Here is a 19,885-nt window from a genome sequence, read left to right as displayed (position 1 = left end):
ACATCCAAGTGTGGTGCGGCGGCGTCTCACGCGGGAAACGAACCCTTGACGGCCTGTCGTCCCGGACGCACACTCCTTCAACAGTTCGTTGAAGTTCGGTCGTGGAATGAAGCAACGAAGTTCGGACGAGGAAGAGGGATAGGGGTACGGGTGGACGTCAATCTGGTCCTGCGTTCGACGCGTGTGGTCACGCCCGAGGGGACGCGCGCGGCGTCGGTCGCCGTCGCGGGCGGCACGATCGCGGCCGTGCTGCCGTACGACGCCGAGGTGCCGGCCGGGGCGCGTCTGGAGGACGTCGGCCATGACGTCGTACTCCCGGGCCTGGTGGACACCCATGTGCATGTGAACGACCCGGGCCGCACCGAGTGGGAGGGGTTCTGGACCGCGACCCGCGCCGCCGCGGCCGGCGGCATCACCACCCTCCTCGACATGCCCCTCAACTCCCTGCCCCCGACCACGACCGTGGAGCACCTGCGGATCAAGCAGGACACCGCCCGCCCCAAGGCCCATGTCGACACCGGTTTCTGGGGCGGCGCGCTCCCGGACAACGTCAAGGACCTGCGCCCGCTCCACGACGCCGGAGTCTTCGGCTTCAAGTGCTTCCTCTCCCCGTCCGGGGTGGAGGAGTTCCCGCAGCTCGACCAGGACCGGCTCGCCGCCTCCCTCGCGGAGATCGCCGGCTTCGACGGCCTGATGATCGTCCACGCCGAGGACCCCCACGAGCTCGATGCCGCGCCCCAGAAGCCCGGCGCGAAGTACGCGGACTTCCTCGCCTCCCGCCCGCGCGTGGCGGAGGACACCGCGATCGGGAATCTGATCGCGCAGGCCCGGCGACTGCGCGCCCGCGTCCACGTCCTGCACCTGTCCTCGTCCGACGCGCTGCCGACGATCGCCGCCGCGAAGGCGGAGGGCGTGCGGGTCACGGTCGAGTCGTGCCCGCACTTCCTGACCCTGACCGCGGAGGAGGTCCCCGACGGGGCGACCGAGTTCAAGTGCTGCCCGCCGATCCGCGAGGCCGCCAACCAGGACGCGCTCTGGCAGGGCCTGGCCGACGGGGTCATCGACTGCGTCGTCTCCGACCACTCCCCGTCCACCGCCGATCTGAAGACCGGGGACTTCGCCTCCGCGTGGGGCGGGATCTCCTCGCTCCAGCTCGGGCTGCCCGCGGTCTGGACCGAGGCCCGGCGCCGTGGTCACGACCTGAACGACCTCGCCCGCTGGATGTCCGCCAACCCCGCCCGCCTCGCCGGACTCACCCAGAAGGGCGCGATCGAGCCCGGCCGGGACGCCGACTTCGCCGTCCTGGACCCCGACGCGACGTTCACCGTCGACCCCGCTCGGCTTCAGCACCGCAACCGTGTCACCGCGTATGCCGGAAAGACCCTCCACGGCGTCGTCACCTCCACCTGGCTCCGCGGCGAACGCATCAACGCCCGTGGCACGCTCACCGAGCCCACCGGCCGTCTCCTGGAGAGGAACAACCGACCGTGACCGCGATACCGAGCTTCACCGGCGACGCCGGCCCCTACGGCGGAGGCGACCCGTACGCCGACTACCGCACGGCGGACTTCCCCTTCACCCGGTACGCCGACCTCGCCGACCGGCGCCTGGGCGCCGGGGTGATCGCCGCCAACGACGAGTTCTTCGCCGAGCGCGAGAACCTGCTCAAGCCCGGGGCCGCCGAGTTCGACCCCGAGCACTTCGGCCACAAGGGCAAGATCATGGACGGCTGGGAGACCCGCCGCCGGCGCGGTGTCTCCGCCGCGCAGCCCCATCCCACCGAGGACGATCACGACTGGGCGCTCGTACGCCTCGGCGCCCCCGGCGTGATCCGCGGCATCGTCGTCGACACCGCCCACTTCCGCGGCAACTACCCGCAGGCCGTGTCCGTCGAGGGAGCCTCCGTCGCCGGCTCGCCCTCGCCCGAGGAACTGCTCGCCGACGACGTGAAGTGGACGCCCCTCGTCCCGCGCACCGCGATCGGCGGCCACGCCGCCAACGGCTTCGCCGTCGCCGTCGAGCAGCGCTTCACCCACCTCCGGGTCAACCAGCACCCCGACGGCGGCATCGCCCGCCTCCGCGTGTACGGCGAGGTCGCCCCCGATCCGGCCTGGCTCGGCGTGCTCGGCACCTTCGACCTCGCGGCCCTGGAGAACGGCGGCCAGGTCGAGGACGCCTCCGACCGCTTCTACTCCCCGGCCACCAACACCACCCAGCCCGGCCGCTCCCGCAAGATGGACGACGGCTGGGAGACCCGGCGCCGCCGCGACAAGGGCAACGACTGGATCCGCTACCGCCTCGCCGCCGAGTCCGAGATCCGCGCCGTCGAGATCGACACCGCGTACCTCAAGGGCAACAGCGCCGGCTGGGCCGCGCTCTCGGTCGCCGCCGAAGGCTCCGACGACTGGACCGAGATCCTGCCCCGGACCCGCCTCCAGCCCGACACCGACCACCGCTTCGTGCTCGACACCCCGGCGGTCGGCTCCCGGGTCCGGATCGACATCTACCCGGACGGCGGCATCTCCCGCCTCCGCCTCCACGGCTCGCTCACCGAGGCGGGCGCGGCGCGGCTGACCGCCCGCCACCAGGAACTGGGCGGCTGACGTTCCGGGCCGAGGCGGCCCAGAGGAAAGGTGTAGCCACCAACGGCCGCGCGCCGGTACGGTGCTCGCACCCCCGTGTGCGAGCCGCCGAAGTCTCCACCGCACCCCCCTGAGTTGGAGACTCGATGTCGTCGCTCGCCGCCCCGCTGCCCCTCGGCGCCCCGCGCCGCGCCTGGCTCACCGACCTGCCCGTGCTGCTCGTCGCGGTGGTCTGGGGCACCAGCTACCTGGCTGCCAAGGGCATCACCAGCGCCCACACCGTGCTGGCCGTGCTCGTGCTGCGCTTCGCGATCGTGCTGCCGGTGCTCGTCGCGGCGGGGTGGCGGCGGCTGCGGACCCTGGACGCGGCGCAGTGGCGCGGGGCCGCCGTCCTCGGGCTGATCCTGGCCGGGATCTTCCTCGTGGAGACGTACGGCGTGGTCCACACCTCCGCCACCAACGCGGGCCTGATCATCAGCCTCACCATGATCTTCACGCCGCTCGCCGAGGCGGCCGTGAGCCGCGTCCGTCCGCCCCGCGCCTTCCTCGGGGCCGCCGCGCTCTCCGTCGCGGGCGTGGTCCTGCTGACCCAGGGCGGGGGCTTCACCGCGCCGTCCCTCGGCGACCTCCTGATGCTGCTCGCGGCCCTGGCCCGTACCGTCCATGTGCTCGCGATGTCCCGGATCAAGGCCGTCCGGAACGCCGACTCGCTCTCCCTCACCACGGTCCAGCTCGGCTCCGCCGTCGCCGTCTTCGCGGTCCTGGCCGCCCTGCCCGGCACCGGCGCCACGCCGTGGGCGGCGGCCGCCGACTTCGGGCCGGGGGAGTGGGCGGGGCTGCTGTTCCTCTCCGTCCTCTGCACCCTCTTCGCCTTCTTCGTGCAGATGTGGGCCGTTCGCCGCACCTCCCCGTCCCGCGTCAGCCTGCTCCTCGGCACCGAACCGCTGTGGGCCGCGGCCGCCGGCATCGCCCTGGCCGGCGACCGCCCGGGCGCGCTCGGCCTGGCGGGCGCGGTCCTTGTCCTCGCCGGAACCGGCTGGGGCCGCCGCGCCGCCGACCGGGACCCGAACCGCGCCAAGGGGTGACACCCCGCCCCCGCCGGACCCGTCCCGCCCGTCCCCGGCTCGGGACAGGGCCTCACGCCGAGATCGCCGCCGCGCTCCACACGGGCGTGCCCACCGTCAAGACCCATGTCTCGCGGATTCTGGCCAAACTCGGCCTCGACAACCGTGTCCGGATCGCGCTGCTCGGCCACGACGCCGGACTGCTCGACCTGCCGGGCGACGAGGACCGTGCGTAGTCTGAGCCGATGTCGGTCACTGATCTGCGGGAGTACGGCGCGGACTTCACCGCGAACCCGTACCCCTACTACGCGAAACTCCGCGCCTCTGGTCCGGTCCACGAGGTCATCACCCCCGAGGGCATCCCGGCCTGGCTGATCGTCGGTTACGAGGAGGCCCGCGCCGCCCTCGCCGACCAGCGGTTCATCAAGAACCCCGCCGAGGTCATCGACTTCGTCCCCCTCGACACCGAGGTCATCGGCCCCAACCTGCTCAGCGTCGACCCGCCCGACCACACGCGTCTGCGCAAGCTCGTCGCGGGCGAGTTCACCGGCCGCCGCGTGGAGGCGCTGCGCCCGCGCGTCCAGGAGCTCACGGACGAACTGCTCGACGCGATGGCCCCGGCCGGCCGCGCCGACCTCGTCGACTCCCTCGCCTTCCCGCTGCCCATCACCGTCATCTGCGAACTCCTCGGCGTGCCCGCCGCCGACCGCGAGTCCTTCCGCCGCTGGTCGAACGAACTCGTCGCGCCGAACGGGACGATGAGCGAACGCGAGGCCGTCGAGGGCTTCGGCGGCTACCTCGACGCACTCATCGAGGACAAGCGCGCCGCCGGGCCCCAGGACGACCTGCTGTCCGCGCTCATCGCCACCCGCGCCGAGGACGGCGACCGGCTCTCGCTGCCCGAACTCCGCGCCCTCGGCTATCTGCTGCTGATCGCCGGCCACGAGACCACGGTCAACCTCATCGCCAACACCGTCCGGCTGCTGCTCGGCCATCCCGGTCAACTCGCCGCCGTGCGCGCCGACTTCGGCCTCGTCGACGCGGCGATCGAGGAGAGCCTGCGCTACGACGGGCCGGTCGAGACCGGCACGTACCGCTTCGCGCGCGAGGACGTGGAGATCGCCGGGACCGTGATCCCCGCCCGCGCCATCGTCCTCGTCGGCCTCGCCGCCGGCGCCCGCGACCCCGGCCGCTTCCCGGACCCCGACCGCTTCGACGTACGGCGCGACCCGCGCGGCCATCTCGCCTTCGGCCACGGCATCCACTTCTGCCTGGGCGCCCCGCTGGCCCGCCTGGAGGGCCGGATCGCCGTCCGGTCACTCCTGGAGCGCTTCCCGCGGCTCGAACTCGACCCCGAGGCACCGCCGTACGAGTGGATCCAGGGCCTCTTGATCCGCGGCACCCGGCGGCTGCCGGTGGTGTGGTGACCGGCTGACCCGCAGGACGGGCCACCGGACACGGCCTACAGCCCGGGGATCTCCGTGAGCCGCACCGGCCGCCGCTCGCGGCGGGACCGCTCGCACGCCTCCGCGACCCGCAGGGCCTCCAGGGCCTCCGCGCCGTCGCAGGGGTTCCCGCGCTCGCCGCGCACCAGGCGTACGAAGGCGTCCAGCTCCGCCTCGTACGCCGGGGCGAACCGCTCCAGGAAACCCGGCCAGGGCTTCCCGGGCGGCGGCGGGCCCATCGGCTCGACCGACTCGAGCGGGGTGCGCTCGTCCAGGCCCACCGCGAGCTGGGCGAACTCCCCGGCCAGCTCCATCCGTACGTCGTAGCCGGCGCCGTTGCACCGGGTCGCGGTGGCCGTCACCAGCGTGCCGTCGTCGAGCGTGAGCAGCGCGGCCGCCGTGTCCACGTCGTCCGCCTCGCGGAACATCGCGGGCCCCGCGTCCGACCCCGCCGCGTACACCTCTACGACCTCCCGCCCGGTCACCCAGCGCACGATGTCGAAGTCGTGCACCATGCAGTCCCGGAACAGACCGCCCGACAGCGGCAGATACGCGGCGGGCGGCGGCGCCGGGTCGGAGGACGCCGTCCGTACGGTGTGCACCCGGCCGAGCCGCCCCGCGCCGACGGCCTCCCGGGCCGCCCGGTACCCGGCGTCGAAGCGCCGCATGAAGCCGATCTGCAGCTCGGTCCCGGCCGCCGCGACCGCCCGCAGCGCCCCGAGCGTCCCCGGTATCCCCAGCGCGATCGGCTTCTCGCAGAACGCCGGAAGCCCGGCCGCCGCGGCCCGCTCGATCAGCTCCGCGTGCGCGGCCGTCGCCGAGGCGATCACCACCGCGTCCAGCGCGTGGTGCCCGAACAGTGCCTCGGCGTCCGGTGCCGCCTCCGCCCCGAGCGCCCCGGCCACCTGCGCGGCCCGTGTCGCGTCGGCATCGGCGAGTACCAGCGCGTCGACCTCCGGATGCCGCGCGAGCACCCCGGCATGGAAGCCGCCGATCCGTCCCGTCCCGACCAGTCCGATCCGCATGGCCCCAAGGTCGTTCGGATCGCCGCGGGTGTCAAGGAAGCCCCGGGCCAACCGGACAGGCCCCCGCCCCCGGGGCGCCCCAGCCGCCGCACGCCCCGCCGGCGGCGCTCCGGTGCTTCCGACGGCTCACCCGTGGGTAGGCCGTCCGTTCGGGATCGGGCCCCGCTGAAGATCGGCGCGACCCCCATGACCGATACTGCAATGCACGCAGAAGGACACAAAGGAGGGCACGGTCTCGTGACCAGGGTTCGCACAGGAGGGGTACGCGCGGCCGTCGGCGCCGTGCTCGCGGTGGCGCTGACCGCCGCGCTCGCCGGATGCAGCAGCACCGGCGGCAAGCGCGCGGAGGACGCCCGCAAGGCGGCCGCCGCCCAGGGCAGGGCGGCCGTGAACACCCCCCGCTGGACCTTCGCCATGGTCACCCACTCGGGCGACGGCGACACCTTCTGGGACATCGTCCAGAACGGTGCCGAGCAGGCCGCCGTCAAGGACAACATCAACTTCCTCTACGCCCACAGCGACGAGGCGCAGCAGCAGGCCCAGCTGATCGACTCGTACGTGGCGAAGAAGGTCGACGGCATCATCGTCACCCTCGCCAAGCCCGACGCGATGAAGGCCTCCGTCGAGAAGGCCGTGAAGGCCGGCATCCCGGTGATCACCGTGAACTCCGGGGCCGACCAGTCCAAGGCCTTCGGCGCCCTCACCCACATCGGCCAGGACGAGACCGTGGCCGGCGAGGCCGTCGGCGACGAGCTCGACCGGAGGGGCCGCAAGAAGGCCCTGTGCGTCCTGCACGAGCAGGGCAACGTCGGCCACGAGCAGCGCTGCGCCGGAGCGAAGAAGACCTTCGGCGGCGAGCTGCAGAACCTCTACGTCGACGGCACCAACATGCCCGACGTCCAGGCCTCCATCCTCGCCAAGCTCCAGTCCGACCCGTCCATCGACGCCGTCGTGACCCTCGGCGCGCCGTTCGCCGACGCCGCCGTCCAGGCGAAGAAGAGCGCCGGCAGCAAGGCCGAGGTCGACACCTTCGACCTCAACGCCAAGGTCGCCACCGCCCTGGAGGCCGGCACCCTCGGCTTCGCCGTCGACCAGCAGCCCTACCTCCAGGGCTACGAGGCCGTCGACCTGCTCTGGCTCTACCGCTACAACGCCGACGTCCTCGGCGGCGGCAAGCCGGTGCTCACCGGCCCGCAGATCATCACCAAGGACCAGGCCGGCGCGCTCAAGGAGTACACCGAGCGGGGCACCCGATGAGCGCGGCGTCCCCGCCCTCGGACGGCCTCGACCACGTCGACGAACGACTCCTGCGCACCTCGCCGCTGAAGAAGCTGCTCGCCCGCCCCGAGCTCGGCTCGGTGGTCGGCGCGATCGCCGTCTTCGTCTTCTTCTCGATCGTCGCGGACAGCTTCCTGCGCGCCTCCAGCCTCGGCACGGTGCTCTACGCGGCCTCCACGATCGGCATCATGGCCGTGCCGGTCGCGCTCCTGATGATCGGCGGCGAGTTCGACCTGTCGGCCGGCGTCCTGGTCACCAGCTCGGCGCTGATCTCCTCGATGTTCAGCTACCAGATGACCGCGAACGTCTGGGTCGGCGTCGGCGTCTCGCTGCTCGTCACCCTCGCCATCGGCGCCTTCAACGGCTTCATGCTGACCCGCACCAAGCTGCCGAGCTTCATCATCACCCTCGGCACCTTCCTGATGCTGACCGGGCTGAACCTCGGCTTCACCAAGCTGATCAGCGGCACCGTCTCCACCAAGTCGATCGCCGACATGGAGGGCTTCCCGTCCGCCCGGAAGCTCTTCGCCTCCCAGTGGACGGTCGGCGGGGTCGAGCTCAAGGTCACCATCCTGTGGTGGTTCGCCCTGGTCGCCGTCGCCACCTGGATCCTGCTGCGCACCCGCTTCGGCAACTGGATCTTCGCGGTCGGCGGCGGCGCCGACGCCGCCCGCGCGGTCGGCGTCCCGGTCTACAAGACCAAGATCGGCCTGTATCTGGGCGTGGCCTTCTGCGCCTGGATCTCCGGCCAGCACCTGCTCTTCTCGTTCGACGTCGTGCAGTCCGGCGAGGGCGTCGGCAACGAGCTGATCTACATCATCGCGGCCGTCATCGGCGGCTGTCTGATCACCGGCGGCTACGGCTCCGCCATCGGCTCGGCGGTCGGCGCCTTCATCTTCGGTATGACCGGCAAGGGCATCGTCTACGCCGAGTGGAACCCGGACTGGTTCAAGTTCTTCCTCGGCGCGATGCTGCTGCTCGCCACGCTTCTGAACGCCTGGATCCGCAAGCGTGTGGAGGCCACCAAGTGACGACCGAGACCACCACCCCCGCGTCTCCCGCGCTCGTCGAGCTCGACGACGTCAGCAAGTACTACGGCAACATCCGCGCCCTCGAAGGGGTCTCCCTGGAGGTGAACGCGGGCGAGATCTCCTGCGTCCTCGGCGACAACGGCGCCGGCAAGTCCACTCTCATCAAGATCGTCGCCGGTCTGCACCGGCACGACGCCGGCACCTTCCGCATCGAGGGCGAGGAGGTCACCCTCGCCAACCCGCGCGACGCCCTGGACCGCGGCATCGCCACCGTCTACCAGGACCTCGCCGTCGTCCCCCTGATGCCCGTCTGGCGCAACTTCTTCCTGGGCTCCGAGCCCACTCGCGGCAAGGGCCCCCTCAGGCGCCTCGACGTCCCGCTGATGCGCGAGACCACCCGTACGGCGCTGCTGCGCATGGGCATCGACCTGCGCGACGTCGACCAGCCCATCGGCACCCTCTCCGGCGGCGAGCGGCAGTGCGTGGCCATCGCCCGGGCGGTCCACTTCGGCGCCAAGGTGCTCGTCCTCGACGAGCCGACCGCCGCGCTCGGCGTCAAGCAGTCCGGGGTGGTCCTGAAGTATGTGGCCGCCGCACGTGACCAGGGCCTCGGCGTGGTCCTCATCACCCACAACCCGCACCACGCCTATCTCGTCGGTGATCGTTTCGTGCTGCTGAAGCGCGGCGTCATGGCCGGCAGCCACACCAAGGACTCCATCACCCTGGACGAGTTGACCCGCCAGATGGCCGGCGGCAGCGAGCTGGAGGACCTGCGCCACGAGCTGGAACGCCCCTCCGGTCCGTAGGGCCTGTCCGGCGGATCAGGGCCGGGTCCGCGACGCCTGGCACGGCACCTCGCCGCGTTCCCGAAGCGCCCCGATAGCTCCGCTATCGAGACGCTCCGGCGCCTTGCGATGCACCGCACCAGACGCCGCGGCCTATCCGGCCCTGATCCGCCGCACAGGCCCTGACCCGTTCATCACGCGGACCTCACACCCCACCTGGCAGAATCGAGCCGATGAGTACCTACCGTGACCTCACGCACCGTGGCTCGGCTCGCGGCACGGTCCTGCGGACCGTCGGCACCCGGGAGCGGCGCTCGCATCTGACCGCGCCCCGGGTGCCGACCGTCGGCATCGACATCGGCGGTACGAAGGTGATGGCCGGGGTCGTCGACGCCGACGGCAACATCCTGGAGAAGGTCCGCACCGAGACCCCCGACAAGTCCAAGAGCCCCAAGGTCGTCGAGGACACCATCGTCGAGCTGGTCCTGGACCTCTCCGACCGGCACGACGTGCACGCCGTCGGCATCGGCGCGGCCGGCTGGGTCGACGCCGACCGGGCCCGGGTGCTCTTCGCCCCCCACCTCGCCTGGCGCAACGAGCCCCTCCGGGACGCCCTCCAGGACCGGCTCGCCGTCCCCGTCATGGTGGACAACGACGCCAACACCGCCGCCTGGGCCGAGTGGCGCTTCGGCGCCGGCCGCGGCGAGGACCACCTCGTCATGATCACCCTCGGCACCGGCATCGGCGGCGCCATCCTGGAGGACGGCCAGGTCAAGCGCGGCAAGTACGGGGTCGCCGGCGAGTTCGGGCATATGCAGGTCGTCCCCGGCGGCCACCGCTGCCCGTGCGGCAACCGCGGCTGCTGGGAGCAGTACAGCTCCGGCAACGCGCTGGTCCGCGAGGCCCGCGAGCTGGCCGCCGCCGACTCCCCGGTCGCGCACGAGATCATCGAGCGGGTCAAGGGCCACGTCCCCGACATCACCGGCCCCCTCATCACCGAGCTCGCCCGCGAGGGCGACGCCATGTGCGTCGAGCTGCTCCAGGACATCGGCCAGTGGCTCGGCGTCGGCCTCGCCAACCTGGCCGCCGCGCTCGACCCCTCCTGCTTCGTCATCGGCGGCGGCGTCTCCGCCGCCGACGACCTGCTCATCGGCCCCGCCAGGGACGCCTTCCGCCGCCATCTCACCGGCCGCGGCTACCGTCCCGAGGCCCGGATCGCCCGCGCCCAGCTCGGTCCCGAGGCCGGCATGGTCGGCGCCGCCGACCTCGCCCGGCTCGTCGCCCGCCGCTTCCGGCGCGCCAACCGCCGGCGGGTCGAGCGCTACGAGCGGTACGGGCGCTACGCGCAGGTGCTGCGCGGCGCCACCACCGACCGCAGCTCCCGCACCACCCCCCAGGACCCCCGTTCATGACCGTGCCCCACCCGACCCTGCCGCCCGAGAGCTCCGAGAACACCGAACACGCCGAGCACGCGCCCGGGACGCCCGAGGGCCGAGTCCCCGAGAGCCGAGCCCCCGAGGGCCGGCTGCCCGAGGACCGCGGCCACATGCTGCGCCGGCGCGTGCTCACGCTGCTGATCATCGTGCTGCTCATCGGCGTCCCGGCCGGCTATCTGGCGATCTCCGCCGGCCAGAGCCGCGACAGCGGCCGCGACAAGGAGCGCGAGTCCTCCGCCGTCGGCCTCCAGGACAACCGGCCCTCCCTGATGAAGCGCCGCGTCTTCGAGATCCCGATCCCGGACGGCGCCTGGCACGTCGCCTACTACGAGACCAGCAACTGGAAGACCAGCCGCCTCTACGTCCACTTCACGACCACCGCCGCGGGCCTGGACACCTTCCTCGCCGAGAGCGGCGGCAGCCGCGCCGCCCTGAAGCCGGGCGAGGTGAGCATCACCGCCCGGGACGCCGACATCGTCGGCTGGAACTTCACCCCCGGCCACGGCTGGTCCGGCACCACCATCACCCGCGAACGGCCCCGCCCCCACACCGACATCACGGTGGACCTGTCGGACCCCGCCTTCCCGCGCGTGTACGTGGTGTCGACGACCTCCCCCTGAGGACCTGAGGAGGTACGGCGCGGGCGCGGGCTGAGTAGCACGACTCAGGACGCCGGGGCCGGCCCGGACCGAGCATGGCGGCAGGAACGTCGCCGACCTCGGGGGGACCCCATGCTCAGCCGCCTTTCCGGACAGCTCGTACCGGCCGTGGGACGCCTCCGCGTCACCACCGACCCGCACACCGACCTCGCGCCCGGCAGCATCCTGGTCGCCAACCACACCTCGCTCGCCGACCCGGCGATCGTCCTCGCCGCGCTGCACCGGCTCGGCGCCGAACCCGTCGTCGCCGCCACCGCGGGCCTCTGGCGCCTGCCCTGGCTCGGCCGCGCGCTCGCCCGTGAGGGCCACATCCCGGTCCACCGGGGCAGCGAACGGGCCGCCGAATCCCTCGACCTCGCGGCGGCGGCCCTCGCCGCCGGCCGGCTCGTACTGATCTACGCCGAAGGCGGGCTGCCCCGCCGCAGGGACGCCGCCGAGGCGCCCCCGGAGGCCTTCCGCAGCGGCATCGCCCGTCTGTCCCTGCGCACCGGCGCCCCGCTCGTCCCCGTCGGCCAGGCCGGCGCCCGCCGGGTCGTCTCCGGCGGTACGGCGAAGCAGCTCGCCGGCCTGGTCACCGCACCCCTGCGCCGCCCGGACCTGCACGTCCACGTGGGCGCGCCGCTCACCCTCAGCGGCGACACCCCGGCCCGTACCGCCCAGGCCCACGACGCCGTCACGGCCGCATGGCGCGAGGCCGCCGCCCGGCTCGGTGAGCGGGGCGGCGGCCTCGGGACGGATCAGGGGACGGGCCGGGGGACGGCTCAGCAGGTGACGGTGCCCCTGCGGATCGCGTGACCGCCGGTGTTGCTGTCGTCGGCCCAGTACACGGGCTTGGAACCACCGACGCACTCGTCGGCTGAGGCGAGCGCGAAGCCCTCGTTGTTCAGGTTGGACATGCCGGTCGGGCGGTTGTAGACGGCGGCCAGGGCGAAGCTGCCGGTGGTGCCGATCTTCATCGTCCGGTGCCGGCCGGAGCAGGTGTCGTCGCAGACCACCCACAGCCGCGCGGCCTGCGCCTCCCACTGGAGCTCCATCACGCCGGACATGCCGCTGCCGATCGTGGCGATGCGGGTGGCGGTGCCGCCGTCCTCGAGCACGTAGCCGTAGACCGTGCCGGTGCCCTCGACGCCGAGGAAGAACACGCCGCCGGTGTGTGCGCCGAATCGGCTCGGGTCGTAGGCCGCGCCGGTCGACTCGTCCTTGAAGCCCGCCGCGGTGAGGGTGGCGTCGGGGATCCAGGTGATCGCCTCGAAACCGGCGTTGGAGCCCACGGCGGGCAGGCCGGCGGTCAGGTTCCACTCCTTGGTGGCGGTGAGGCCGGTGCCGGTGCCGGTGCCGACCTCGTAACGGAGCACGGACAGCCGGCTGGTGCCGGACGCGTCGCCGTCGCGCTCGGTGGCGACGTACGCGCCGCCCGCCGCGCCGGCGGCGGTCAGGGTGACGGCCTCGCTGTCGGGGGCGCCGCTGCCGCCGGGGTAGCGCAGGGTCTTGCCGGAGGTCCAGCCGTTCGCGGTGTCGGGCCTCCAGCCGCCGGAGCCGTCACGGACGAGCCGCCACAGCTTGCCGGAGTTCTGGGCGCCCCACAGCACGGAGCCCTCCTCGTACAGGCCGCTCAGGTCCGAGCCGAAGACGTTGGAGCCGTCGGCCGTCGCCACGGAGCTGCCGCCGGGCCAGGCCACCGGGTCCGAACCGCCGCCGGAGGTACCGCAGTCGTTGAGCGCGCCGAGCGTCATGGTCGCCGCCTGGCGGAAGGCGCCGGTGCCGTCGGGGCAGCGCGACCAGGACGGGGCGGAGTGGCTGGTCCAGGTGAAGCTGTCGACCAGGGTGCTGCCGCCGGGCAGGTACAGGCGGGCCTTGTCGCTGGAGCCGAGACCGAACGACGCGGAGACGTCGAACGCGCGGACGGCCCCCGGGGCGAGCGAAGTCCCGGACGGCACGGTGAACTTGGAGCTGTTGTTGTCGTCCTTGAGGATCCAGCCCGAGACGTCCACGGCCGCCGTGCCCTTGTTGTACAGCTCGATCGAGTCGTTGACGCCGCCGGTCGTCACCACCTCGTTGACACGGATGTCGTCCGCCGGAGCCGCGTGGGCCACGGGCACGAGCAGCGCCGCGGCGGCGGCCAGCGTGGAGCCGGCGACGGCGAGGCGGAGGGGGGTGCGGCGGAGGAGAGTGCGTACGTCGGGCACGGTTGTCCGTCCTGGGGAGGTGAGGAGCGGCGGCTGGGGCGAGACGAGGCTCCCCGCCGATGCCGAACGCCGGTCGGCAGCCGCCCGGTCGGCGTGTGAACGCCGGTCGAACGGCAGGCCGACGGGCATCGGCCGCGGACGTCCCACTCCGCGGGGCTCACCGCAGAACGCCGGCCGGGTGAACGATTCCGCCTGTGACCGCCTCTCACGCCGCCGGTCGCCGCCAGGGGAACGGTGCGAGGTCGGGTTCCACCCAGCCGGTCCTGGCGGCGGGGCTCGCCAGGGTCGAGGGGCGGTAGAAGCGGGTGAGGAGCCGCTTGTCGAGCAGTGCGGGGTGCCGGCTGGCGAAGGCGTCGAAGTCGCACCGGCCGGTCTCGGTGGTCTCGGCGGTCTCGGCGGTCTCGGCGGCATGGTGCCCCACGAGTTCGACCCAGGCCCGGCTGACGGTGGCGTTGTACTTCTGCGGCACCCCCGCGTCGCGGGCGATGCGCTGGATGCCGTCGCTGACCAGGGCCACCGCGGCGGCGGTGCCGTACCGCGTCACCGCCAGCCAGGTCAGCTGGACGTGCTGCCGGTGCCCGAAGCGGTCGGCGCCCGCCATGACCTCCCGCATCAGCTCCGGGAACCGCGCGTCCCGCGTCACGAGGACACCTCCACCAGCGCCCGCAGCACGTCGTGGAAGCCGGCGACCGCGGCCGGGGGCAGCTCGGCGAGCGCGCGCCGCTCGATGTCGGCGAACGTCCGGCGGATCGTGTCCGCCGTCACGCGCCCGGACGGGGTCAGCTCGATCAGTACGGAACGCCGGTCGCCCGCGCGCGTGCCGCGGGTGATGTGTCCGCGGCGCTCCAGCCGGTCGAGGACGCTGGTCAGCGTGGTGGGGCGGGTGCCCACGGCGGCGCCGAGCTGCGACACGGTACGGCCCTGCCCGTCGGCGAGGTTGGCCAGGGCGTTGATCTCGGAGGCGGTCATGTCGAGGTCGACGAGTTCGGTGGCGATCAGGTGCAGCGTGGCGTGGGTGGCGCGCTGCAGTGCCAGGAGGGCCGACGGGTTCAGGGGTGCGGATCCAGGTTTCACGATTTCGGATAGTACGATATCGGAGTAATGGATGCCGGCCGTCCGGCCCGGTAGGTCTTCCAGCTGGTCAAACGGCTACAGTCGGGACCCGGTTCATAGGGGCTGTCGTGACAGATTGAAGGTGTGAACCCGTGACCGAAGGCAAGACCGAAACCCTGCAATACCGCGTCGACGGGCGAGACGACGCCCCGGTCCTGGTCCTGGGGCCGTCCCTCGGGACCACCTGGCACATGTGGGACCGGCAGATTCCCGAACTCACCCGCTCCTGGCGGGTCGTCCGCTTCGACCTGCCCGGACACGGCGGCGCCCCCGCGCACCCCGCCGACTCCGCCGCCGAGCTCGGCGACCGGCTGCTCGCCACCCTCGACGAGCTCGGCATCCAGCGTTTCGGGTACGCGGGCTGCGCCCTCGGCGGCGCCGTCGGCCTCGACCTCGCGCTGCGCGCCCCGCACCGGGTCGCCTCCCTCGCCCTGGTCGCCACCTCGCCCCGCTTCGGCACGCCCGACGAGTTCCGGCAGCGCGGCGTGATCGTGCGCACCAACGGCCTCGAACCGATGGCCCGCACCGCGCCCGAGCAGTGGTTCACCCCCACCTTCGCCGGCGCCCAGCCCGCCATCGTCGACTGGGCCGTGCAGATGGTCCGCACGACCGACCCCGGCTGCTACATCGCCGCCTGCGAGGCGCTCGCCGTCTTCGACGTCCGCGACGCCCTGGAGCGGATCGGCGTCCCCGTCCTCGTCCTGGTCGGCGCCGACGACCGGATCACCGGCCCCGCCGAGGCCCGCACGCTCGTCGCCGGAATAGCCGACGCCCGGCTCGCCGTCGTCCCCGGCGCTTCCCACCTCGCGCCCGTCGAGCAGCCCGCCGCCGTCACCGAGCTGCTCACCGGCCACTTCGCGCCGCTCGCCCAGGAGTCCACCGGCTCCCTCGCCGTGCCCGGTGTGCCACCGGTCTCCGCACCCGTCGTCCCGGTCGGCGAGCTCGCCCCGGTGGCCCCCGCCGAGGAGGAGGACGTCCGCCCCGACGCGTACGACCGCGGCCTCGGGCTGCGCCGCGAGGTGCTCGGCGACGCGCATGTCGACGAGGCGCTCGCCGATCCCTTCGGCGCCGACTTCCAGAGCCTGGCCACCAGCTTCGCCTGGGGCGAGGTGTGGAGCCGCGACGGCCTCGACCGCCGCACCCGCAGTGCCGTCACCCTCGCCGCCCTGATCTCCGGCGGCCACCACGACGCGCTCGCCGACCACACCCGCGCCGCGCTCCGCAACGGCCTGACCCCCGTCGAGCTGCGCGAGATCCTGATCCACACCGGCGTCTACTGCGGCCTCCCGGCCGCCGAGAGCGCGCTGCGCGTGGTCCGCCGCGTGGTCGAGGAGGACACCACGCCCCCGGCGTAGGCTGCGCTCGTGAAGCTCACCAAGAACACCCACTCCTGCGTCCGCCTGGAGAAGGACGGGCGGACGCTCGTCATCGACCCCGGGATGTTCACCGAGGAGGAGGCGGCCGTCGGGGCGGACGTCCTCCTCGTCACCCACGAGCACGCCGACCACTTCGACGAGGCGCGGCTGCGGGCGGCCCTGGACGCCAACCCGGGCGCCGAGGTGTGGACGCTGCGGAGTGTCGCCGAGCAGCTGTCCGCCGCCTTCCCGGGACGGGTCCACACCGTCGGGCACGGCGACACCTTCAGCGCCGCGGGTTTCGACGTCCAGGTGCACGGCGAGCTGCACGCGGTGATCCACCCCGACATCCCGCGCATCACCAACATCGGCTTCCTCGTCGACGGCGCCGTCTTCCACCCCGGCGACGCGCTGACCGTGCCCGACCGGCCGGTGGAGACGCTGTTCCTGCCGGTCATGGCGCCGTGGAACAAGATCTCCGAGGTGATCGACTACGTGCGGGAGGTCAAGCCGGTGCGCGCGTACGACATCCACGACGCGCTCCTCACCGACCTGGCCCGGCCGATCTACGACCGCCAGATCGGCGCCCTCGGCGGCACCGACCACCGCCGCCTCGCCCCGGGCGACTCGGCCCTGCTCTGAGCCCGGTTGTCGGACCCCCCGACCCAGGGCCTGTCCGGCGGATCATGGCCGGGTCCGCGACGCCTGGCACGGTACCTCGCCGCGTTGCCGAAGCGCCCCGATAGCTCCGCTATCGAGTCACTCCGGCGCCTTGCGATGCTTCCCCTCGGCCCTGGCGGGCCTGGGGAGACCCCATGCACCAGACACCGCGGCCTGTCCGACCCCGATCCGCCGGACAGGCCCTAGGCTTGCGCTCATGCGCATCGCCACCTGGAACGTCAATTCGATCACCGCCCGGCTGCCCCGGCTCCTGGCCTGGCTGGAGAGCACCGGCACCGACGTGCTGTGCATCCAGGAGACCAAGTGCACCGCCGAGCAGTTCCCCGCCGCCGAACTGCGGGAGCTGGGGTACGAGTCGGTGGTCAACGCCACCGGACGGTGGAACGGGGTCGCCCTGGTCTCCCGGGTCGGCCTCGCGGACGTGGTCACCGGACTGCCCGGCGGACCCGAGTACGAGGGCGTCGAGGAGCCGCGGGCGATCTCCGCGACCTGCGGCCCGGTCCGCCTCTGGTCGGTGTACGTGCCGAACGGGCGTGAGGTGGGCCACGACCACTACGGGTACAAGCTGCGCTGGCTGGAGGCCCTGAGGGCGGCCGTCGGCGGGGACGCGGCGGGGGAGCGCCCCTTCGCGGTGCTCGGCGACTACAACATCGCGCCCGCCGACGAGGACGTCTGGGACATCGCCGAGTTCGAGGGTCTCACCCATGTCACCGAGCCCGAGCGCGCCGCGCTCGCCGCGCTGCGCGAGGCCGGCCTGGGCGATGTGGTGCCGCGCCCGCTGAAGTACGCCCACCCGTACACGTACTGGGACTACCGCATGCTGAGCTTCCCCAAGAACAAGGGCATGCGCATCGACCTGGTCTACGGGAACAAGCCGTTCGCCGACGCCGTCAAGGACAGCTACGTGGACCGCGAGGAGCGCAAGGGCAAGGGCGCCTCCGACCACGCCCCCGTGGTCGTCGACCTGGACGTCTGATCGTTCCGCGCGCCGGGTGGTGCCCCCCAGGGGTGTGATGCGAGGCTGTTCGGATGCACATTCCTTTCCTGGACAACTGGCGCAAGAAGCACGACACGGCCCGCTCCCCCCTGGTCTCCGTCTTCGACCGGGACCCGGAGGGAGCGGCCGAGCTGCTCGCCGAGTGCGAGCTGCTGCGCGCCCGTGCCCAGGCGGCCGGGGTGGCGCTCGACGACACCCCACGCTCCCTCGCCGCGCTCGACCAACTCCCGCCGCGCTGGCGCGAGGACCCCGAGGAGCTGCCCTGGTTCGGGAACGACGCGGGGCTCTATCTGGGCACGGTGCTCGTCCGGACCGTGCCGGGCGCCGGCTGGCGGCTGCGCCCCGACGGGCAGCCGGTGGTCCAGCTGCCCTCCGGCCGGGAGATCAACGTGGTCGAGGCGGGCCTGGACTGGGCCGCGACCGGGATCCCCGAACTGTCCCAGATCTACGCCGAGTCCGCCGAGTTCTGACCCCTCCGCGGTCCTTTCGTCAGCCGCCAGCCGTGATCACTCACTCCGGACGCAGCGGCACGGACACATGACTGGGGTCGGCCGCGGGGGAGGAGAAGGTCAGCTGCGCGCCGGTCGGGTTGTGCTCGATGTACAGCGGGTCGACCGTGTCGACGACCAGCGCGAGCCGGTGACCGGCGGGCACGTCGTAGGCCGTGGCGAACAGCTCCAGGTCCACGGCGAACGGCCGACCGGGCTCCCGGCCGTGGAAGGTGTACGGGGCGTGGGTGACCAGCTTGCCGACGCCGAGCGGGCCCACGTCGTACAGGTACGCCACGAAGGTGCCGCTCCCGGCGGTCGGGGTGACCGTGGTGTGCAGCCGCGCCGTACCGCGCACCCGCTGCGGCGTGGCGTACCGCTCGGACTGCCACACGCCCGCGAAGGCGCGGGGGAGCAGCGGGATCGAGGCGATGGGCGGGGCCTGGAAGAACTGGTCCAGGAGGTTGGAGAGCATGACGATGCCGCCGTCGGCGCCGGAGTCGACGTTCGCCCACAGGTGCGCGGAGCCGCCGAGCGGGAGCTTGTGCTGGTTCGCGTTGACGGACTTCCAGTCCGGGTAGCCCTCGTAGCCGGCGTCGGAGCGCGGCTTGAGCCGCACCGGCTGCTCGCGGTCGACGCCGTTGTCGACGCCCTTGAGGTAGTGGTCGAACCAGCGGTGGGCGCTGGTCCAGGTGTCGTTGGGCAGCCCGAGCAGTCCGGTGGCCTCGGCGGTGGCGTGGTCGCCGGGCCGGAACTCCAGGCGCTTGGGACCGGCCAGCTTCTCGTAGAAGCTCGCGAACTGGTTGGGCGGGAAGATGGTGTCGCCCCAGGCGTTGCCGAGCATGATCGCGGGCCGGTTGGCGTTGATCGCGTCGAGCTGGGTCGCGGCGGAGCGCTCGCGGCCCCAGGCGATCATCTCGTCCTCCTTGTCCAGGTTGGACGAGAGGAAGTTCTTGAGGGTCTCCTGGAGTTCGGGCCCGGGGCGGCCGGTGAGATAGCCGGCGCCGCCGAGCAGGGCGGCGGCCTGGAGGTGCTGGGTCCGGCCGCTGTAGATGGAGTCGATGAGATCGGCCCAGCCGCTGAGCGCGGCGACCGCCTTCACCCGCTTGTCGTGCGCGGCGGCGAGCAGACTGATGCCCGCGCCGTACGAGACGCCCGCCATGCCCACCTTGGCGGGGTCGGCGGGCGTGTGGGCGAGGGCCCAGTCGATGACGAGGGAGGCGTCGGCGACGTCCTTCGGCCCGGCCGTCTCGATCTCGCCGCCGGACTGCCAGAAGCCGCGCGAGTTGTAACTCACCACGACATAGCCGGAGTCGGCGAGCTGCTGCGCCTGGGTGAGGTACTCGATCTGGGGCACGGCCCAGCTCGTCGGCAGCACGATCACGGGGAAGCGGGCACCGGCGGAGGCGCCGGCCGGGGTGACGACATTGGCCTTGAGCACGGTGCCGCCGTCACCGGCGATGTCGACGAAGCGGACGGTGCCGGCGGAGTCCGCATGGGCGGCGGGGGCGAGCCCGAGGGCCGCCCCGGCGACGAGAGCCGCCGAGACGGCGAGGGGCAGGGCTGTGCGGCGCACGGGTCACTCCTCACTGGATGTCACTGATGGGGGGCAGTGAAGTGACCCGACGGTAAGGGCAGGGGCTTACCGGAGGTAACTGGTCGGTAAGTTACGCGTGGGTAACGATTGGGGAAGGACTGGAATCGGCGGGTTGCGCCGGAGCCGGAGCGGGAGCCGGAGCCGGCCCCGGCCCCGGCGGGCG

Annotated in this window: 19 protein-coding genes and 1 pseudogene; 15 read left to right on the top strand and 5 right to left on the bottom strand. The window is 72.9% G+C overall.

What is annotated here, in order from left to right; all coding sequences use genetic code 11:
* The first annotated feature begins 150 nt into the window (after positions 1–150).
* From allB to AB0C73_RS11940, 5 genes and pseudogenes are all read left to right on the top strand, one after another.
* Complete coding sequence (allB, locus tag AB0C73_RS11960; RefSeq protein ID WP_362527795.1) at positions 151–1,491, top strand: allantoinase AllB; 1,341 nt, start codon at positions 151–153, stop codon at positions 1,489–1,491.
* Positions 1,488–2,603 carry an allantoicase gene (gene alc / locus AB0C73_RS11955; protein WP_362527792.1) on the top strand — a complete coding sequence of 372 codons (1,116 nt, stop codon included), beginning with the start codon at positions 1,488–1,490 and terminating at the stop codon, positions 2,601–2,603. Before allB ends, alc begins: the two co-directional genes overlap by 4 nt.
* A gap of 125 nt (positions 2,604–2,728) precedes the next feature.
* Positions 2,729–3,667 carry a DMT family transporter gene (locus AB0C73_RS11950; protein WP_362527790.1) on the top strand — a complete coding sequence of 313 codons (939 nt, stop codon included), beginning with the start codon at positions 2,729–2,731 and terminating at the stop codon, positions 3,665–3,667.
* A gap of 38 nt (positions 3,668–3,705) precedes the next feature.
* Positions 3,706–3,882 (top strand): annotated as a pseudogene (locus AB0C73_RS11945) (LuxR C-terminal-related transcriptional regulator); the annotation flags it as partial.
* A gap of 9 nt (positions 3,883–3,891) precedes the next feature.
* Positions 3,892–5,073 carry a cytochrome P450 gene (locus AB0C73_RS11940; RefSeq protein WP_362527788.1) on the top strand — a complete coding sequence of 394 codons (1,182 nt, stop codon included), beginning with the start codon at positions 3,892–3,894 and terminating at the stop codon, positions 5,071–5,073.
* 35 nt (positions 5,074–5,108) lie between these two features.
* Here the strand turns inward: AB0C73_RS11940 and AB0C73_RS11935 are convergent, their stop codons facing one another.
* A complete protein-coding gene (locus tag AB0C73_RS11935; protein ID WP_362527786.1) occupies positions 5,109–6,116 on the bottom strand; it encodes a Gfo/Idh/MocA family oxidoreductase in 1,008 nt (335 codons plus the stop codon).
* A 237-nt stretch (positions 6,117–6,353) separates the two neighbouring features.
* Here AB0C73_RS11935 and AB0C73_RS11930 point away from each other — a divergent pair, with 237 nt between their 5' ends.
* From AB0C73_RS11930 to AB0C73_RS11905, 6 genes are all read left to right on the top strand, one after another.
* Positions 6,354–7,373 (top strand): sugar ABC transporter substrate-binding protein, encoded by a 1,020-nt coding sequence (locus tag AB0C73_RS11930; protein WP_362527785.1) that lies wholly within the window; start codon positions 6,354–6,356, stop codon positions 7,371–7,373.
* Positions 7,370–8,425, top strand: coding sequence for an ABC transporter permease (locus tag AB0C73_RS11925; RefSeq protein ID WP_362527783.1), 1,056 nt, complete (start codon positions 7,370–7,372; stop codon positions 8,423–8,425). The genes AB0C73_RS11930 and AB0C73_RS11925 overlap by 4 nt, the downstream gene beginning before the upstream one ends.
* Positions 8,422–9,231: an ATP-binding cassette domain-containing protein gene (locus tag AB0C73_RS11920; RefSeq protein ID WP_362527780.1), complete on the top strand. Its 810-nt coding sequence runs from the start codon at positions 8,422–8,424 to the stop codon at positions 9,229–9,231. Before AB0C73_RS11925 ends, AB0C73_RS11920 begins: the two co-directional genes overlap by 4 nt.
* Positions 9,232–9,443: 212 nt before the next feature.
* Positions 9,444–10,622, top strand: a complete 1,179-nt coding sequence (locus AB0C73_RS11915; protein ID WP_362527778.1) for an ROK family glucokinase — start codon at positions 9,444–9,446, stop codon at positions 10,620–10,622.
* 134 nt (positions 10,623–10,756) lie between these two features.
* On the top strand, positions 10,757–11,266 hold the full coding sequence (locus tag AB0C73_RS11910) for a hypothetical protein (RefSeq protein WP_362528046.1): 510 nt from the start codon (positions 10,757–10,759) through the stop codon (positions 11,264–11,266).
* A gap of 111 nt (positions 11,267–11,377) precedes the next feature.
* The gene (locus AB0C73_RS11905; protein WP_362527776.1) at positions 11,378–12,100 is read left to right on the top strand and encodes a lysophospholipid acyltransferase family protein; all 723 of its coding nucleotides are present in this window, start codon (positions 11,378–11,380) and stop codon (positions 12,098–12,100) included.
* On the opposite strand, the gene AB0C73_RS11900 is transcribed toward AB0C73_RS11905, so the two are convergent.
* The 3 genes from AB0C73_RS11900 to AB0C73_RS11890 all read right to left on the bottom strand — a co-directional run bounded on the left by AB0C73_RS11900 (position 12,067) and on the right by AB0C73_RS11890 (position 14,565).
* Positions 12,067–13,428, bottom strand: coding sequence for a lamin tail domain-containing protein (locus AB0C73_RS11900; RefSeq protein WP_362528044.1), 1,362 nt, complete (start codon positions 13,426–13,428; stop codon positions 12,067–12,069). The genes AB0C73_RS11905 and AB0C73_RS11900 overlap by 34 nt on opposite strands.
* Before the next feature lie 268 nt (positions 13,429–13,696).
* Positions 13,697–14,134, bottom strand: coding sequence for a hypothetical protein (locus AB0C73_RS11895; RefSeq protein WP_362527775.1), 438 nt, complete (start codon positions 14,132–14,134; stop codon positions 13,697–13,699).
* Positions 14,131–14,565 carry a MarR family transcriptional regulator gene (locus AB0C73_RS11890; RefSeq protein WP_362527773.1) on the bottom strand — a complete coding sequence of 145 codons (435 nt, stop codon included), beginning with the start codon at positions 14,563–14,565 and terminating at the stop codon, positions 14,131–14,133. The genes AB0C73_RS11895 and AB0C73_RS11890 overlap by 4 nt, the downstream gene beginning before the upstream one ends.
* 131 nt (positions 14,566–14,696) lie before the next feature.
* On the opposite strand from AB0C73_RS11890, the gene AB0C73_RS11885 reads away from it, so the two are divergent.
* From AB0C73_RS11885 to AB0C73_RS11870, 4 genes are all read left to right on the top strand, one after another.
* Positions 14,697–15,959, top strand: coding sequence for an alpha/beta fold hydrolase (locus tag AB0C73_RS11885; RefSeq protein WP_362527772.1), 1,263 nt, complete (start codon positions 14,697–14,699; stop codon positions 15,957–15,959).
* A 9-nt stretch (positions 15,960–15,968) separates the two neighbouring features.
* Positions 15,969–16,601: an MBL fold metallo-hydrolase gene (locus AB0C73_RS11880; RefSeq protein ID WP_362527769.1), complete on the top strand. Its 633-nt coding sequence runs from the start codon at positions 15,969–15,971 to the stop codon at positions 16,599–16,601.
* Positions 16,602–16,836: 235 nt separating this feature from the next.
* Positions 16,837–17,616, top strand: a complete 780-nt coding sequence (locus tag AB0C73_RS11875; RefSeq protein WP_362527768.1) for an exodeoxyribonuclease III — start codon at positions 16,837–16,839, stop codon at positions 17,614–17,616.
* Between the two features lie 53 nt (positions 17,617–17,669).
* Positions 17,670–18,107 carry a DUF6278 family protein gene (locus AB0C73_RS11870; protein WP_362527766.1) on the top strand — a complete coding sequence of 146 codons (438 nt, stop codon included), beginning with the start codon at positions 17,670–17,672 and terminating at the stop codon, positions 18,105–18,107.
* A gap of 40 nt (positions 18,108–18,147) precedes the next feature.
* Here the strand turns inward: AB0C73_RS11870 and AB0C73_RS11865 are convergent, their stop codons facing one another.
* On the bottom strand, positions 18,148–19,701 hold the full coding sequence (locus AB0C73_RS11865) for an alpha/beta fold hydrolase (RefSeq protein WP_362527764.1): 1,554 nt from the start codon (positions 19,699–19,701) through the stop codon (positions 18,148–18,150).
* Positions 19,702–19,885 lie beyond the last annotated feature (184 nt).

Source organism: Streptomyces sp. NPDC048623 (assembly GCF_040650755.1).
In the GTDB taxonomy this organism is placed as follows: domain Bacteria; phylum Actinomycetota; class Actinomycetes; order Streptomycetales; family Streptomycetaceae; genus Streptomyces.
Note: the sequence above shows the minus strand (reverse complement) of the source record. Positions and strands in the feature narration are given on the sequence as shown.